General features: G+C 59.8%; 11 protein-coding genes and 1 tRNA gene. All 12 read right to left on the bottom strand.

Annotated features, from left to right (window positions below):
• Positions 1-79: 79 nt before the first annotated feature.
• The 12 genes from fusA to CGS25_RS18010 all read right to left on the bottom strand — a co-directional run bounded on the left by fusA (position 80) and on the right by CGS25_RS18010 (position 15,511).
• Positions 80-2,179 (bottom strand): elongation factor G, encoded by a 2,100-nt coding sequence (fusA, locus tag CGS25_RS18065; protein ID WP_089033215.1) that lies wholly within the window; start codon positions 2,177-2,179, stop codon positions 80-82.
• A gap of 78 nt (positions 2,180-2,257) precedes the next feature.
• Positions 2,258-2,728 (bottom strand): 30S ribosomal protein S7, encoded by a 471-nt coding sequence (gene rpsG, locus CGS25_RS18060; RefSeq protein ID WP_089033216.1) that lies wholly within the window; start codon positions 2,726-2,728, stop codon positions 2,258-2,260.
• A gap of 125 nt (positions 2,729-2,853) precedes the next feature.
• Positions 2,854-3,228, bottom strand: coding sequence for a 30S ribosomal protein S12 (rpsL, locus tag CGS25_RS18055; RefSeq protein ID WP_014996117.1), 375 nt, complete (start codon positions 3,226-3,228; stop codon positions 2,854-2,856).
• A 138-nt stretch (positions 3,229-3,366) separates the two neighbouring features.
• Positions 3,367-7,569: a DNA-directed RNA polymerase subunit beta' gene (gene rpoC / locus CGS25_RS18050; RefSeq protein ID WP_089033217.1), complete on the bottom strand. Its 4,203-nt coding sequence runs from the start codon at positions 7,567-7,569 to the stop codon at positions 3,367-3,369.
• Between the two features lie 96 nt (positions 7,570-7,665).
• The gene (rpoB, locus tag CGS25_RS18045) at positions 7,666-11,808 is read right to left on the bottom strand and encodes a DNA-directed RNA polymerase subunit beta (protein ID WP_089033218.1); all 4,143 of its coding nucleotides are present in this window, start codon (positions 11,806-11,808) and stop codon (positions 7,666-7,668) included.
• Positions 11,809-11,953: 145 nt separating this feature from the next.
• Complete coding sequence (rplL, locus tag CGS25_RS18040; protein ID WP_089033219.1) at positions 11,954-12,334, bottom strand: 50S ribosomal protein L7/L12; 381 nt, start codon at positions 12,332-12,334, stop codon at positions 11,954-11,956.
• A gap of 69 nt (positions 12,335-12,403) precedes the next feature.
• Positions 12,404-12,937, bottom strand: a complete 534-nt coding sequence (gene rplJ / locus CGS25_RS18035) for a 50S ribosomal protein L10 (RefSeq protein ID WP_089033220.1) — start codon at positions 12,935-12,937, stop codon at positions 12,404-12,406.
• A gap of 306 nt (positions 12,938-13,243) precedes the next feature.
• Positions 13,244-13,939, bottom strand: a complete 696-nt coding sequence (gene rplA, locus CGS25_RS18030; RefSeq protein WP_089033221.1) for a 50S ribosomal protein L1 — start codon at positions 13,937-13,939, stop codon at positions 13,244-13,246.
• A 3-nt stretch (positions 13,940-13,942) separates the two neighbouring features.
• Positions 13,943-14,371 (bottom strand): 50S ribosomal protein L11, encoded by a 429-nt coding sequence (rplK, locus tag CGS25_RS18025; RefSeq protein WP_089033222.1) that lies wholly within the window; start codon positions 14,369-14,371, stop codon positions 13,943-13,945.
• A gap of 94 nt (positions 14,372-14,465) precedes the next feature.
• Positions 14,466-15,008, bottom strand: coding sequence for a transcription termination/antitermination protein NusG (nusG, locus tag CGS25_RS18020; RefSeq protein WP_089033223.1), 543 nt, complete (start codon positions 15,006-15,008; stop codon positions 14,466-14,468).
• A gap of 9 nt (positions 15,009-15,017) precedes the next feature.
• On the bottom strand, positions 15,018-15,395 hold the full coding sequence (gene secE / locus CGS25_RS18015) for a preprotein translocase subunit SecE (protein ID WP_089033224.1): 378 nt from the start codon (positions 15,393-15,395) through the stop codon (positions 15,018-15,020).
• A gap of 40 nt (positions 15,396-15,435) precedes the next feature.
• Positions 15,436-15,511, bottom strand: a tRNA-Trp gene (locus CGS25_RS18010).
• Positions 15,512-15,593 lie beyond the last annotated feature (82 nt).

Here is a 15,593-nt window from a genome sequence, read left to right as displayed (position 1 = left end):
GCCTACGTTTACGTGCGGTTTGTTACGTTGAAATTTTTCCTTTGCCACGGCTCTATACCTTTAACAATTAACCGTAAATTTAAGATTTCTTACCGCTGATGACGTCATCAGCGATGTTGCGAGGCGCTTCAGCGTACTTCAGGAACTCCATGGAGTAACTGGCACGCCCCTGAGACATGGAACGCAGGTCGGTCGCGTAACCAAACATCTCGGAAAGCGGAACCTCCGCGCGGATGATCTTGCCGGCCAGAGTGTCCTCCATGCCGTGCACGATGCCGCGACGACGGTTCAGGTCACCCATCACATCGCCCATGTAGTCTTCGGGGGTCACCGCTTCCACCTTCATCATCGGCTCAAGCAGGACCACACCGGCTTCCTTGGAAGCGTTGCGCACGGCCAGCGCACCCGCCATGCGGAAGGCGTTCTCATTGGAATCCACCTCATGGTAGGAACCATCGTAGAGAGTCGCCTTGACACCCAGCACCGGATAACCAGCGATCACACCGGACTGCAGCTGTTCGTAGATGCCCTTCTGGATCGCGCCGAAGTATTCCTTCGGCACCACACCACCGTGAATCTGCTCTTCGAACTCAAACTCGGCATCGCGATCAATCGGCTCGAACCGCACCTTAACGTGACCGTACTGGCCACGACCACCGGACTGCTTGACGAACTTGCCTTCCACGTCAGCCGGCTTGGTGAAGGTTTCCCGGTAGGCCACCTGGGGCGCACCGATGTTTGCCTCAACCTTGAACTCGCGCTTCATGCGATCGACAAGGATGTCCAGGTGCAACTCGCCCATGCCGGAGATGATGGTCTGGCCGGTTTCTTCGTCGGTCTTAACTCGGAACGACGGGTCTTCCTGCGCCAGACGGCCCAGCGCCAGGCCCATTTTCTCCTGGTCAGCCTTGGATTTCGGCTCCACCGCCACGGAGATCACCGGATCCGGGAACTCCATGCGCTCAAGGACAATCACCTTGTTCAGATCGCACAGGGTGTCCCCGGTGGTCACGTCTTTCAGGCCCACGCAGGCGGCGATGTCACCGGCGCGCACTTCCTTGATCTCTTCACGGGTGTTGGCGTGCATCTGCAGCAGACGGCCCACGCGCTCTTTCTTCTGCTTGACCGAGTTCATCACGCTGTCACCGGAATTCAGCACGCCGGAGTAAACGCGGATAAAGGTCAGCGAGCCGACGAACGGGTCGGTGGCGATCTTGAACGCCAGGGAAGAGAACGGCGCCTCGTCGGAGGACGCACGGGACTCAACGGTCTCGCCGTCGTCCAGCAGACCCTGAATCGCCTTCACTTCGTCCGGAGCGGGCAGGAACTCAATGACCGCATCCAGCATCGCCTGAACGCCCTTGTTCTTAAAGGCGGAGCCACACAGAGCCAGAACGATTTCGTTGGCGAGCACCTGCTGACGCAGACCAAACTTGATTTCCTCGTTGGTCAGTTCGCCGTTGTTGAGGTACTTCTCCATCAATTCTTCGGAGGCCTCGGCAGCGTGCTCGGCCATTTGCTCGCGCAGTTCGTCGCAGCGCCCCTGGATGTTCTCAGGAATGTCCCGCTCTTCGTAGGTCATCCCCATGTCGTCTTCGTTCCAGTAGATCGCTTTCATCCGGATCAGATCGACCACGCCTTTGAAGTCTTCTTCGGCGCCGATGTTGTACTGAATCGGAACGACCTTGGCACCCAGACGCTGACGAATCTGAGTCACCACGCGGTCGAAGTCCGCGCCGGCACGGTCCATCTTGTTGACGAACACGATGCGGGGCACTTCGTATTTGTTGGCCTGACGCCATACCGTTTCGGACTGCGGCTCAACACCAGAGGTGCCACAGAACACCACCACGGCACCATCCAGCACACGCAGGGACCGCTCCACTTCAATGGTGAAGTCCACGTGCCCCGGGGTGTCGATGATGTTGATCCGGTGCTGGTCGTACTGCTGATCCATGCCCTGCCAGAAACAGGTGGTTGCCGCGGAGGTGATGGTGATACCGCGCTCCTGCTCCTGCTCCATCCAGTCCATGGTCGCCGCACCGTCATGCACCTCACCGATTTTATGGGAGACGCCGGTGTAAAAGAGGACGCGTTCGGTAGTCGTAGTCTTGCCCGCGTCCACGTGGGCGCAGATACCGATGTTGCGATAGCGGTTGAGAGGAGTCTTACGTGCCACGCTGCTAACCTCGAATCACTGGTTCCAATACAAAAACCGGCCTGATCGCAGGCCGGTTCACTCTCGGTGCGCTCTTCCTTAGAAGCGGAAGTGGGAGAAGGCCTTGTTGGCCTCGGCCATCCGGTGTACGTCTTCACGCTTCTTCATGGCGGCACCCTTGCCTTCGGCGGCGTCCATGACTTCGCCGGCCAGGCGTTGAGCCATGCTCTTCTCGCCACGCTTACGGGCGGAATCCACCAGCCAGCGCATGGCCAGGGCGGTACGACGGCTGGGACGCACTTCAACGGGAACCTGGTAGGTTGCACCACCGACGCGGCGGCTCTTCACCTCCACCATGGGGCGGATGTTGTCCAGGGCTTTCTCAAACAGCTCCAGCGCTTCACCGTTCTTGCGCTCGGCCACGGTATCCAGTGCGCCGTACACGATACGCTCGGCGACGGACTTCTTGCCATCCACCATCACGTGGTTCATGAACTTGGCCAGCAACTGGCTTCCGAATTTGGGATCCGGCAGGATCTCACGTTTGGCGACGACGCGTCTTCTTGGCATCGGATGTGTTCCTCAAATGACCCGCACGGGGGCGGGAAAGCTTCAGGGTTACCCGGGACAGGCCCGGCCTTACTCATCCCACCGGAGGACTCACTGTCATCCGGCTGTATGGAAAGGGGTTGGTGTTACTTCTTCGGCCGCTTGGCGCCGTATTTGGACCGACGCTGTTTGCGGTCCTGAACGCCGGCGGTATCCAGGGTGCCACGCACGGTGTGATAGCGCACACCGGGGAGGTCTTTTACACGACCGCCACGGATCAGCACCACGGAGTGCTCCTGCAGGTTATGGCCTTCTCCGGGAATATAGGAGGACACTTCATAACCGTTGGTCAGGCGCACACGGCACACCTTACGCAGCGCGGAGTTCGGCTTCTTCGGGGTAGTGGTATACACCCGGGTGCAAACGCCGCGACGCTGAGGACAGCCCTGAAGGGCGACCGAGTCGCTCTTTTCTACCTTGCTTTTGCGCGGATTGCGCACCAGCTGGTTTACAGTTGCCATGAAACTACTGCTCCACGCTTACAGTTCTGTGACGAAACAACTTCCGCCACTTTTTCGCCTCCCTATCTCTACCTGTAGAATAGGGGCGAGCGATTCTAGGGAGCCCCCGGCGCCAAGTCAAGGCACCGGGGGTTCTGGTTACTCCTGATCGGAGGAGCTGAGCGCTTCGGAAAGCGCCGCTTCCACCTCATCCATGGTCGGACCATCGCCGAGCGCTTCCGCCCGTTGACGACGCCGTTCCATGTGATAGGCGTAACCGGTACCGGCGGGGATCAGACGACCCACCACCACGTTCTCTTTCAGGCCGCGCAGGTCATCTTCCTTGCCGGTCACCGCCGCTTCGGTCAGCACCCGGGTGGTCTCCTGGAAGGAGGCCGCGGAGATGAACGATTCGGTCGCCAGGGATGCCTTGGTGATACCCAGCAGCAAACGCTGGAACTGGGGCAGCATCTTGTCCTCGGCTTTGAGGCGGTCATTCTCTTCCATCACGCGAGCGTATTCAGCCTGCTCACCCTTGATGAAATGGGACTCGCCCACTTCGGAGATTTCCACCTTGCGCAGCATCTGGCGAATGATCGTCTCAATGTGCTTGTCGTTGATCTTCACGCCCTGAAGACGATAGACCTCCTGCACCTCGTTGACGATATAACGCGCCAGCTCCACCTGCCCTTTCAGGCGCAGGATGTCATGCGGGTTGAGCGGGCCGTCGGAGATCACCTCGCCTTTCTCAACGCTTTCACCCTCGAATACGTTGAGCTGGCGCCACTTGTGGATCAACTCTTCGTAGGGCTCGGCGCCGTCGTCCGGGGTGATCACCAGCCGCACCTTGCCTTTGGTTTCCTTACCAAAGGACACCACACCGCTCTTCTCGGCGAGGATGGCGGCCTCTTTCGGGTTACGCGCTTCGAACAGGTCGGCCACGCGCGGCAGACCACCGGTGATGTCCCGTGTTTTCGAGGATTCCTGGGGAATCCGCGCAATCACGTCACCGACGTGGATGTCCGCGCCGTTCTTCAAGCCGGACAGCGCACCGCCGGGCAGGAAGTAGTTGGCCGGGCTGTCCGTGTTGGGCAGGCTGACCGCCTTGCCCTTGGCGTCCACCACGCGAACCACCGGGCGCAGATCCTTACCCGCGGACGGGCGGTCCTGGCTCGGCATCACCTCGATGTTGGTCAGACCGGTCAATTCGTCGGTCTGGTAGGTCACCGCGATGCCCTCCTCCATATCACCGAACTGAACCTTACCGGCCACTTCAGCAATAATCGGGTGGGTGTGCGGATCCCAGGTTGCCACCACGCGGCCGCCTTCGATGGTGTCACCTTCATTCACGGTAACCAGGGCACCATAGGGCACCTTGTAACGCTCGCGCTCACGGCCCAGCTCATCGGCCACCGCCAACTCCGCGGAACGGGATACGATCACCAGCCCGTTCTTGTGCGTCACGTGCTTGGCGTTGTGGAACCGCAGCTTGCCGCCGTGCTTGATCTGAATGCTGGACACCGCGGACGCCCGACTTGCGGCGCCACCGATGTGGAAGGTCCGCATGGTCAGCTGGGTACCCGGCTCACCAATGGACTGCGCCGCGATCACACCAACCGCTTCGCCCACGTTGACCTGATGGCCACGGGCCAGGTCACGGCCGTAACAGGCCGCGCACACGCCCCAGCGGGTTTCACAGGTGATCGGCGAGCGCACGAAGACTTCGTCCACGCCCATGGTCTCCAGACGCTCAACCCAGACTTCATCAAGAAGGGTGCCCGCTTCCACGGCCACTTCATCCTTGTTCAGCGGGTTCATCACGTCACGGGCCACGACCCGGCCCAGCACCCGCTCGCGCAGGGGCTCGACCACATCGCCACCTTCGATCAACGGCGTCGTCAGCAGACCATTCTCGGTGCCACAGTCGAGTTCGTTGATGACCAGATCCTGAGCCACGTCCACCAGACGGCGGGTCAGGTAACCGGAGTTGGCGGTCTTCAGAGCGGTATCCGCCAGACCTTTCCGGGCCCCGTGGGTGGAGATGAAGTACTGCAGTACGTTCAGCCCTTCACGGAAGTTACTGGTGATCGGCGTCTCGATGATGGAACCATCCGGCTTGGCCATCAGGCCGCGCATGCCGGCGAGCTGACGAATCTGCGCCGCGGAACCCCGCGCGCCGGAATCGGCCATCATGAAGATGGAGTTGAAAGAACCCTGCTCTTCGTCTTTGCCTTCACGGTTTTTCACCAGCTCGACGCGCAGGTTTTCCATCATCGCCTTGGCGATCTGGTCATTGGTGCGCGACCAGATATCCACCACCTTGTTGTAACGCTCACCACGGGTTACCAGACCGGAAGCGAACTGCTCCTCGATCTCGCGCACCTCTTCCTCAGCGGAAGCGATCAGCGTGTACTTGGCATCCGGAATCACCATGTCTTCCACACCGATGGAAGAGCCGGAGAGCGTTGCTTCGCGGAAACCCAGGTACATGATCTGGTCGGCGAAGATACAGGTCTCTTTAGTGCCCAGAATGCGGTAGCAGGTGTTGAGCAGCTTGGAAATCGCCTTCTTGGTCATGTTCTGGTTGACCATGTCGAAGCCCAGGCCCGGCGGCACGATGTCCCACAGCTTACAGCGGCCCGGCGTGGTATCCACCAGGCGCACGGTTTCCTCGATGTTGCCCTGCTGGTCCTTCACCACATCGTGAATACGCACTTTGACGCGGGCATGAAGGTGTACTTCCTTGGTGCCCAGCGCGCGCATCACTTCCTTGGTGTCGGCGAACACCCGGCCTTCGCCCTTGGCGTTCACCCGGTCACGGCTGATGTAGTACAGCCCCAGCACCACGTCCTGGGTCGGGCCGATGATCGGCTCACCGTTGGCGGGCGAGAGGATGTTGTTGGTGGACATCATCAGCGCCCGGGCTTCCAGCTGCGCTTCCAGGGTCAGCGGTACGTGCACCGCCATCTGGTCACCGTCGAAGTCGGCGTTAAAGGCCGCGCACACCAGCGGATGAAGCTGGATCGCCTTACCTTCGATCAGTACCGGCTCGAACGCCTGAATGCCCAGACGGTGAAGAGTCGGCGCCCGGTTCAGCATCACCGGGTGCTCGCGAATCACCTCGGCGAGGATGTCCCACACCTCGGCGGTTTCGCGCTCGACCATCTTCTTGGCCGCCTTGATGGTGGTGGCCAGGCCGCGGGCTTCCAGTTTGGCGAAGATAAACGGCTTGAACAGCTCCAGAGCCATTTTCTTGGGCAGGCCGGTCTCGTGCAGCTTCAGGGTCGGGCCCACCACGATCACGGAACGACCGGAGTAGTCGACCCGCTTACCGAGCAGGTTCTGACGGAAGCGGCCCTGCTTGCCTTTGATCATGTCGGCCAGGGACTTCAGCGGACGCTTGTTGGAGCCGGTGATGGCGCGGCCACGGCGGCCGTTGTCCAGCAGCGCGTCCACGGACTCCTGCAGCATGCGCTTTTCGTTGCGCACGATGATGTCCGGGGCGTTCAGATCGAGCAGACGCTTGAGGCGGTTGTTACGGTTGATCACGCGGCGGTACAGATCGTTCAGATCGGAGGTCGCGAAGCGGCCGCCATCCAGCGGTACCAGCGGACGCAGATCCGGCGGCAGCACCGGCAGCACCGTCATGATCATCCATTCCGGCTCGTTGCCGGACGCCTGGAAGCCTTCCATCAGCTTGAGACGCTTGGAGAGCTTCTTCAGCTTGGTGTCGGAGTTGGTGGCTTCGATTTCTTCGCGCAGGGTGTTGATCTCGTCCTTAAGGTCGAGCTCAAGCAGAAGCTGCTGTACCGCTTCGGCGCCCATTTTCGCTTCGAATTCGTCGCCGAACTGCTCCAACGCGTCGAAGTATTCTTCGTCGGTGAGCAGCTGCCCACGCTCAAGCGTGGTCATGCCAGGCTCGGTGACCACGAAGGATTCGAAATACAGCACGCGCTCGATATCACGCAGCGTCATATCCAGCATCAAGCCGATGCGCGAAGGCAGCGACTTAAGGAACCAGATGTGCGCCACCGGGCTTGCCAGCTCGATGTGGCCCATACGCTCGCGACGCACTTTCGAGAGCGTCACTTCCACGCCACACTTCTCGCAGATCACACCGCGATGCTTGAGGCGTTTGTATTTGCCGCACAGGCACTCGTAGTCCTTGATGGGACCAAAAATACGCGCGCAGAACAGGCCATCCCGCTCCGGTTTAAAGGTGCGGTAGTTGATGGTTTCCGGCTTCTTCACTTCGCCAAAAGACCAGGAGCGGATCAGGTCCGGCGGTGCCAGACCGATCTTCAGCTTGTCGAATTCCGTGACTTGTCCCTGACTTTTGAGCAGATTCAGCAAGTCTTTCAAGGCCAGTCCTCCGTAAGGAGCTTTCGCTCGCGATTCTTTCCTAAAACCGGGTCAAGCAGGGGGCGCCGCGCTGTCAAAGAGCGCGGCGCCGGCTGCTTAGTCGCTTTCCAGCTCGATATTGATACCGAGTGAACGGATTTCCTTCAGCAGTACGTTGAAGGATTCCGGCATGCCCGGATCCATCCGGTGATCTCCATCGACGATGTTCTTGTAAATGCGCGTACGGCCATTTACGTCGTCGGATTTCACGGTGAGCATTTCCTGCAGGGTATAGGCGGCGCCATAGGCTTCCAGAGCCCACACCTCCATTTCCCCGAAGCGCTGACCGCCGAACTGCGCCTTGCCGCCCAGCGGTTGCTGGGTAACCAGGCTGTAGGAGCCGGTGGAGCGGGCGTGCATTTTGTCGTCCACCAGGTGGTTCAGCTTCAGCATGTACATGTAGCCAACGGTCACCTTGCGGTCGAACTTCTCACCGCTACGGCCATCCCACAGCTCGATCTGCCCGGAACGGTTATGCCCGGCCAGCTCCAGCAGAGCCTTGATCTCGAACTCCTTGGCGCCGTCGAACACGGCGGTCGCCATCGGCACACCGGCGCGCAGGTTGCGGGCCAGCTCGAGAACGTCCTCTTCGCTGAAGCTGCTCCAATCTTCGTCGGTACCGCCGGCACCGGTCTGATTGTAGATCTGGTCGAGGAAGTCGCGTACTTCGGACGCCTTCTTCTCCTGATCGAGCATTTCGCCGATGCGCTCGCCCAGGCCTTTCGCGGCCCAGCCAAGGTGGGTTTCAAGAATCTGCCCCACGTTCATCCGCGAAGGCACGCCCAACGGGTTGAGCACCACGTCCACGGGGACGCCGTTCTCGTCGTAGGGCATGTCCTCTTCCGGCATGATCACGGAGATCACACCCTTGTTACCGTGGCGGCCGGCCATCTTGTCACCCGGCTGGATGCGACGCTTGATCGCCAGGTAAACCTTGACCACCTTGAGCACACCGTGGGACAGGTCATCGCCACCGGAAATCTTGGCCTGCTTGTCCTTATAGCGCTCATCCTGCTCTTTCTTGTGCTGCTCCAGGTACTGGTGAGCGCGCTCAAGCTGCTCGGCGATGTCGTCATCGGCGGGCCGCAGTTCGAACCACTTGTCGGCGTCCAGGCCGTCGAGCAGGTCGCGGGTCAGTTCGGTGCCGCGCTTGAGGCCGGCCCCGCCGTTGACCTTCTTGCCGGTCATCACGGTGCGCAGGCGATCCAGGATATCCTGCTCAAGAATGCGGTACTCGTCTTTCAAGTCCTTGCGGAACTTGTCCAGCGCGTCCTGTTCGATTTGCTTGGCGCGTTCGTCTTTCTCCACGCCGTCGCGGGTGAACACCTGCACGTCAATAACCGTGCCTTTAACGCCGGAGGAAACCCGCAGAGAGGTGTCCTTCACGTCGGACGCCTTCTCACCGAAGATGGCGCGCAGCAGTTTTTCTTCCGGAGTCAGCTGGGTTTCGCCCTTCGGCGTCACCTTGCCCACCAGAATATCGCCCGCTTCCACTTCGGCACCGATGTAGACGATGCCGGATTCGTCCAGCTTGGCCAGAGCCGCCTCGCCCACGTTGGGAATGTCGGCGGTGATTTCCTCTGCACCCAGCTTGGTGTCCCGGGCAATGGCGGTCAGTTCCTGAATGTGGATGGAGGTAAAGCGATCCTCTTTCACCACACGCTCGGAAATGAGGATGGAATCCTCGAAGTTGTAACCGTTCCAGGGCATGAACGCGACGCGCATGTTCTGCCCCAGGGCCAGCTCACCCATGTCCACGGACGGGCCGTCGGCCATGATGTCGCGGGCCGCCACCTTATCACCCACTTTCACCAGCGGACGCTGGTTGATGCAGGTGTTCTGGTTGGACCGGGTGTACTTGGTGAGGTTGTAAATATCCACACCGGCTTCACCCTCGATCACTTCGTCGTCGTTCACTTTGACGATGATCCGCGAGGCATCCACTTTGTCCACGATACCGCCACGCTGAGCCACCACGCAAACGCCGGAATCGCGCGCCACGTGGCGCTCCATACCGGTGCCCACCAGCGGTTTCTCGGCACGCAGGGTCGGTACTGCCTGACGCTGCATGTTCGAGCCCATCAAGGCGCGGTTGGCGTCATCGTGCTCCAGGAACGGAATCAGCGACGCGGCCACGGACACCACCTGACGCGGCGAGACATCCATATGGGTAATGGTGTCGCGCTCCATCACGGTGAATTCGTAACGGTGACGCACGGTAACGAAGTCTTCGGCGAAGCTGCCGTTATCGTTCATCTTGGCGTCGACCTGGGCGATCACGCACTCCGCTTCTTCAATCGCGGAGAGGTATTCGATGTCGTCGGTGACCTTGCCATCGACCACGCGCCGATAGGGCGCTTCCAGGAAGCCGTATTCGTTGGTGCGTGCGTAGGTAGCCAGCGAGTTGATCAGGCCGATGTTCGGGCCTTCCGGCGTCTCGATCGGGCACACCCGGCCATAGTGGGTCGGATGCACGTCACGCACTTCGAAGCCGGCGCGCTCACGGGTCAGGCCACCCGGGCCCAACGCGGAGACACGGCGCTTATGCGTAATCTCGGAGAGCGGGTTGTTCTGATCCATGAACTGGGACAGCTGGGAGGAGCCAAAGAACTCCTTCACCGCCGCGGCCACCGGCTTGGCATTGATCAGATCCTGCGGCATCAGGCCTTCGGATTCCGCCAGGCTCAGGCGCTCCTTGACGGCGCGCTCCACCCGCACCAGACCAACGCGGAACTGGTTCTCCGCCATTTCACCCACGGAGCGGATCCGGCGGTTGCCCAGGTGATCGATGTCATCGACCACGCCGTTGCCGTTACGGATATCCACCAGCGTTTTCAGTACTTCGATCACATCGGACTTCTGCTCGCCCATTTGCTCGAAGTACTGCTTGCCCTCTTCGTCGTTGCGCGCGCTGAAGTAGCGGCCGTCATAGAGAATGCCGGGACCGGTTTCATCTTCACGGCCGAGGCGACGGTTAAACTTCATGCGGCCCACACCGGAGAGGTCATAGCGCTCATCGGTGAAGAACAGATTGCGGAACAGGTTTTCCGCCGCTTCCTTGGTCGGCGGCTCGCCAGGACGCATCATGCGGTAGATTTCCACCAGCGCCTCAAGCGGGCTGCGGGTGGGGTCCGCACGCAGGGTGTCGGCCATGAACGGGCCGTTGTCCAGGTCGTTGGTGTAGAGCGTTTCGAAACGGCCGATACCGGCTTTCTCGAGTTTCTCCAGGGTGTCGCCGCCGAGTTCGGTATTGCACTCGACCACCACTTCACCGGTTTCCTGGTCAATAATGGACTTGGCCAGGTAGCGCCCTTGCAGGTACTCACCGGGGATTTCCAGATATTCGATGTTCGCTTTCTCGAGCTGGCGGATGTGGCGGGCGGTCACTCGACGACCCTGCTCCACCACCACCTCGTCGCCGGCCAGGATATCAAACGTGGCGGTCTCACCGCGCAAACGTTCAGGCACCAGGCGCATGCGATAGACACCGTCTTCGACCAGAATTTCGTTGGTCTCGAAGAACATGTCGAGAATTTCATCGGAAGTATAACCGAGCGCGCGCAGCAGAATCGTCGCCGGCAATTTGCGACGGCGGTCAATGCGCACGTAGACCAGATCCTTCGGATCGAATTCGAAGTCCAGCCAGGAGCCACGGTAGGGAATCACCCGGGCGGAATACAGCAGCTTGCCGGAGGAGTGAGTCTTGCCCTTATCGTGGTCGAAGAACACGCCAGGAGAGCGGTGCAGCTGGGACACGATAACCCGCTCGGTACCGTTGATCACGAAGGTACCGTTTTCAGTCATCAACGGGATTTCGCCCATGTAGACCTGCTGCTCACGGATGTCCTTGATGGCGCCGTTGGACTCCTTGTCGTAGATCACCAGACGGATACGCACGCGCAACGGCGCGGCATAGGTGGTGCCCCGGATAATGCACTCTTTTACATCAAAGACCGGTTTGCCGAACTCATAGCCGGCATACTCGAGGGCCGCGTTCCCGGAGTAGCTTGAAATCGGGAAAACGGACCGGAAGGCCGCTTCCAGACCCTCCTCGAAGCGCTCCTCGGCGCTTTTGTCCTGCTGCAGGAATTTGCGGTAAGAATCGAGCTGTATGGCCAGGAGATACGGAACCTCCATGACCTTGGGAAGCTTGCCGAAATCTTTGCGGATCCGCTTTTTCTCAGTGAATGAGTATGCCATCTGCGTTCCTCGGCTGTTGACCTATCACCCCTGGGTGATATTTCTGCATGAACCCTTCATACAGAAACGACAAAAGGCTGGCAGCCCTTAAGCTGCCAGCCGGCGTCTTTCCGCCATACTCTGGAAAGACATAGCGCGCTCGCGCTTACTTGAGATCGGCGGTACCGCCAGCCTCTTCGATCTTTTTCTTGATCTCTGCGGCTTCGTCCTTGGAAACGCCTTCCTTGACCGAAGCAGGGGCACCTTCGACCAGATCTTTCGCTTCTTTCAGACCCAGACCGGTCACTTCGCGTACTGCTTTGATCACGCCGACTTTCTTGTCGCCGAAACCAGTCAGGATAACGTCGAATTCGGTCTGCTCTTCAGCGGCGGCACCAGCGTCGCCACCAGCGGCTGCGGGAGCAGCGGCAACGGCGGCAGCGGCGGATACGCCGAACTTCTCTTCCATGGACTCGATCAGTTCAACGAGGTCCATAACGCTCATCTCAGCAACAGCGCTGAGAATGTCTTCTTTGGAAACGGCCATTTTCAATCTCCTAAAATCACCGTACGGGCGATCTCTATGGATCGGGTGGTTACGCTACCGGATACAAAATCAGGCAGCTTCCTGCTGTTTCTTGTCCTTCACAGCGGCGACCGTGCGAACAAATTTGCCAGGCACTTCGTTGAGCGTGCGAACAAACTTGGCCACCGGGGCCTGCATGACGGACAGCAGCTGAGCGAGAGCTTCGTCGCGGGTCGGCAATTTCGCCAGGACATCGATATCCTTAGCGTCATACACCACACCACCAACGGCGAGCGCCTTCACTTCGAGCGCATCGTGTTCCTTAGCAAAATCCTTGATGAGCCGGGCAGCTGCGCCCGGATCTTCCTGGGAAAATGCCAGGACCGTGGGGCCGACCAGCGCATCGTTGAGACACTCGTAATCAGTGCCGGCAACGGCGCGCTTGGCCAACGTGTTCCGAACAACTTTCAGATACACGCCGGTTTCGCGGGCTTTCTTGCGGAGGTCAGTCATTTCCGCAACAGAGAGGCCACGATAATCGGCAACCACGGCGGACAGCGCTTCGGCGGCAATAGCATTCACCGAAACCACGATCGCCCGTTTGTCCTCCAGATTCAAAGGCACAATTTACCTCCTGGATTCACAAACTTAACCGGATACATCGACTGCATACTGATGTTCCCGGCGGTTGCCATGATCGGTTGCCCGATCGGTATCGCGGAAGCCAGCCCCTGCTTTGACACAGGATTTGTAACTACCGCGCCTGCGCAGGCGGTTACCCCTTAACCCCCGGCGGAAACTTGGCTCATAAAGCCAGACTCCATTCACGCCGGTGGACCTGCGGTCTTTGACGCCCCGGCGACCTGCACTCCGAAAAGTGCCGCGTCGGGATCAAAGCCCTTTGGACCGGCTTACGCCGGCCCGGATTCGTTACATGGCCAGGGAGGCGGGATCGATCACCAGGCCCGGACCCATGGTGCTGGACAAGGTCACTTTCTTAAAATAAGTGCCCTTGGCGGAAGACGGCTTCGCCTTCTTCAGATCAGCGACCAGCGCTTCCACGTTTTCCTTGATGGCGTTGGCGTCGAAGCCCAGCTGGCCCACGGTACAATGGATGATACCGCCCTTGTCGGTACGGTAACGCACCTGGCCACCCTTGGCGTTCTTCACCGCCTGGGCAACGTCCGGGGTCACGGTGCCGACCTTAGGGTTCGGCATCAGACCGCGCGGGCCCAGGATGGTGCCCAGCTTACCGACAACGCGCATTGCGTCCGGAGAAGCGATCACCACGTCGAAATTGATTTCACCGGCCTGAACCTGCTCAGCCAGGTCATCGAAACCGACCACGTCGGCGCCGGCTTCCTTGGCTTCATCGGCTTTGGCGCCCTGCGCGAACACAGCAACGCGAACCGTTTTGCCGGTGCCGTGCGGCAGCACCGAGGCGCCACGCACGTTCTGGTCGGATTTACGCGGGTCAACACCCAGGTTCACCGACACATCAATGGATTCCTTGAACTTCACGGTGGACAGCTCGCTCAGCAGAGCGACGGCTTCTTCCACCGGGTACAGCTTGCCCGGCTCGATCTTTTCACGGATAACGCGGGCGCGTTTGGACAGCTTAGCCATTGGTTAGTCCTCCACGTCCAGGCCCATGGAACGGGCGGAGCCCGCGATGGTGCGCACTGCGGCATCCAGATCCGCCGCGGTGAGATCAGGCTCCTTGGCCTTGGCGATCTCTTCGAGCTGCGCACGGTTCACCTTACCCACCTTCTTGGTGTTGGGCTCACCGGAACCGCTTTTGATGCCCGCGGCCTTCTTCAACAGGTAAGCCGCCGGCGGCGTCTTCATGGTGAAGGTAAAGGAGCGGTCGCTGTACACGGTGATCACCACCGGCACCGGCGCGCCCTGATCGAGCTGCTGGGTCTGGGCGTTGAACGCCTTACAGAACTCCATGATGTTCACGCCGTGCTGGCCCAAAGCGGGGCCGACCGGCGGTGAAGGGTTAGCCTGACCCGCTGCCACTTGCAGCTTGATGTAGGCTTGTACTTTCTTTGCCATGACACTGACTCCTTGGGTTCAAACGCCGTGTTAAGGGCTCCCCTGAGGTGGGTCGGAAAACCCGCCCTCTCAATCGAGAAGGCGGGCGCTGTAATCAGGTTTTCTCGACCTGACCAAATTCCAGCTCCACAGGCGTGGAGCGACCGAAAATGAGCACCGCCACATGCAAGCGACTCTTTTCGTAGTTCACTTCTTCAACCACACCGTTGAAGTCGGCGAACGGGCCGTCGGTAACACGAACCACTTCGCCAGGCTCAAACAGCGTTTTCGGCTTCGGCTTCTCTACCGCATCGTCCATGCGACGCAGAATGGCATCCGCCTCTTTCTGGGTAATGGGCGAAACGCGACCCGGATTTTTCGGGTCTTCGCCAATAAAGCCCATCACCTTCGGCGTCTCTTTCACCATGTGCCAGGAGTCGTCACACATCTCCATCTGAACCAGCACATAGCCAGGGAAAAACTTTCGCTCGGACTTGCGTTTCTGCCCGCCACGCATCTCGACCACCTCTTCGGTGGGAACGAGAATCTCGCCAAACAGCTCTTCCATGGAGCGGAGCTTGATGCGCTCTTCCAGGGCCCGCTTGACGTGCTTTTCAAAGCCTGAATAGGCGTGTACCACGTACCAGCGCTTGGTCATGTCTACCCCTTAACCGATGAGCGTGGAGATCATGCCGTTGAGCGCCCAATCAAGCACGAACAACAGCAGAGCCACGATCAGCACGAAGACCAGAACGATCAGCGTGGTTTGCAACGTTTCCTGCCGGGTTGGCCAGACCACCTTGCGCAGCTCCACGGCGGAATCTTTGCGAAGCTGGTTGAATGCCTTGCCTTGTTCGGTCTGCAACGCCACGAACGCGGCCACCAGGGCCACAGCCAGAACGCCCAGCGCCCGATACAGGGGAGACATTTCGGAGAAATAGCTGTTTCCGAAAACAGCGGCAGCCACCAGCGCGGCCACAACAACCCACTTGATGGCGCCAAGCACGGAGGAGGACCCTGACTGGCTTTCTACTTTCTCACTCATCTGCCGATGCCCCGCCACCCGTTGGCAGCTCTGGGAAAATTGGCAGGCCAGGAGGGACTCGAACCCCCAACAGCCGGTTTTGGAGACCGGTGCTCTACCAATTGAACTACTGGCCTGTAACTAGAAAAAACGGAACAGCCGGGGCACCAGGCCCCGGCCTTCAGATCAACGAACCGTTACTCGACGATTTTCGCTACC

It is taken from the genome of Alloalcanivorax mobilis, assembly GCF_002864685.1.
Classification (GTDB): Bacteria; Pseudomonadota; Gammaproteobacteria; order Pseudomonadales; family Alcanivoracaceae; genus Alloalcanivorax; species Alloalcanivorax mobilis.
Note: the sequence above shows the minus strand (reverse complement) of the source record. Positions and strands in the feature narration are given on the sequence as shown.

Excerpts from the sequence above, each read along its gene's own strand:
- rplL (WP_089033219.1), bottom strand. The coding sequence starts at position 12,334 with ATGGCCGTTTCCAAAGAAGACATTCTCAGCGCTGTTGCTGAGATGAGC.
- rpoB (WP_089033218.1), bottom strand. The coding sequence starts at position 11,808 with ATGGCATACTCATTCACTGAGAAAAAGCGGATCCGCAAAGATTTCGGC.
- rplA (WP_089033221.1), bottom strand. The coding sequence starts at position 13,939 with ATGGCTAAGCTGTCCAAACGCGCCCGCGTTATCCGTGAAAAGATCGAG.
- rplK (WP_089033222.1), bottom strand. The coding sequence starts at position 14,371 with ATGGCAAAGAAAGTACAAGCCTACATCAAGCTGCAAGTGGCAGCGGGT.
- rpsG (WP_089033216.1), bottom strand. The coding sequence starts at position 2,728 with ATGCCAAGAAGACGCGTCGTCGCCAAACGTGAGATCCTGCCGGATCCC.
- nusG (WP_089033223.1), bottom strand. The coding sequence starts at position 15,008 with ATGACCAAGCGCTGGTACGTGGTACACGCCTATTCAGGCTTTGAAAAG.
- rpsL (WP_014996117.1), bottom strand. The coding sequence starts at position 3,228 with ATGGCAACTGTAAACCAGCTGGTGCGCAATCCGCGCAAAAGCAAGGTA.
- secE (WP_089033224.1), bottom strand. The coding sequence starts at position 15,395 with ATGAGTGAGAAAGTAGAAAGCCAGTCAGGGTCCTCCTCCGTGCTTGGC.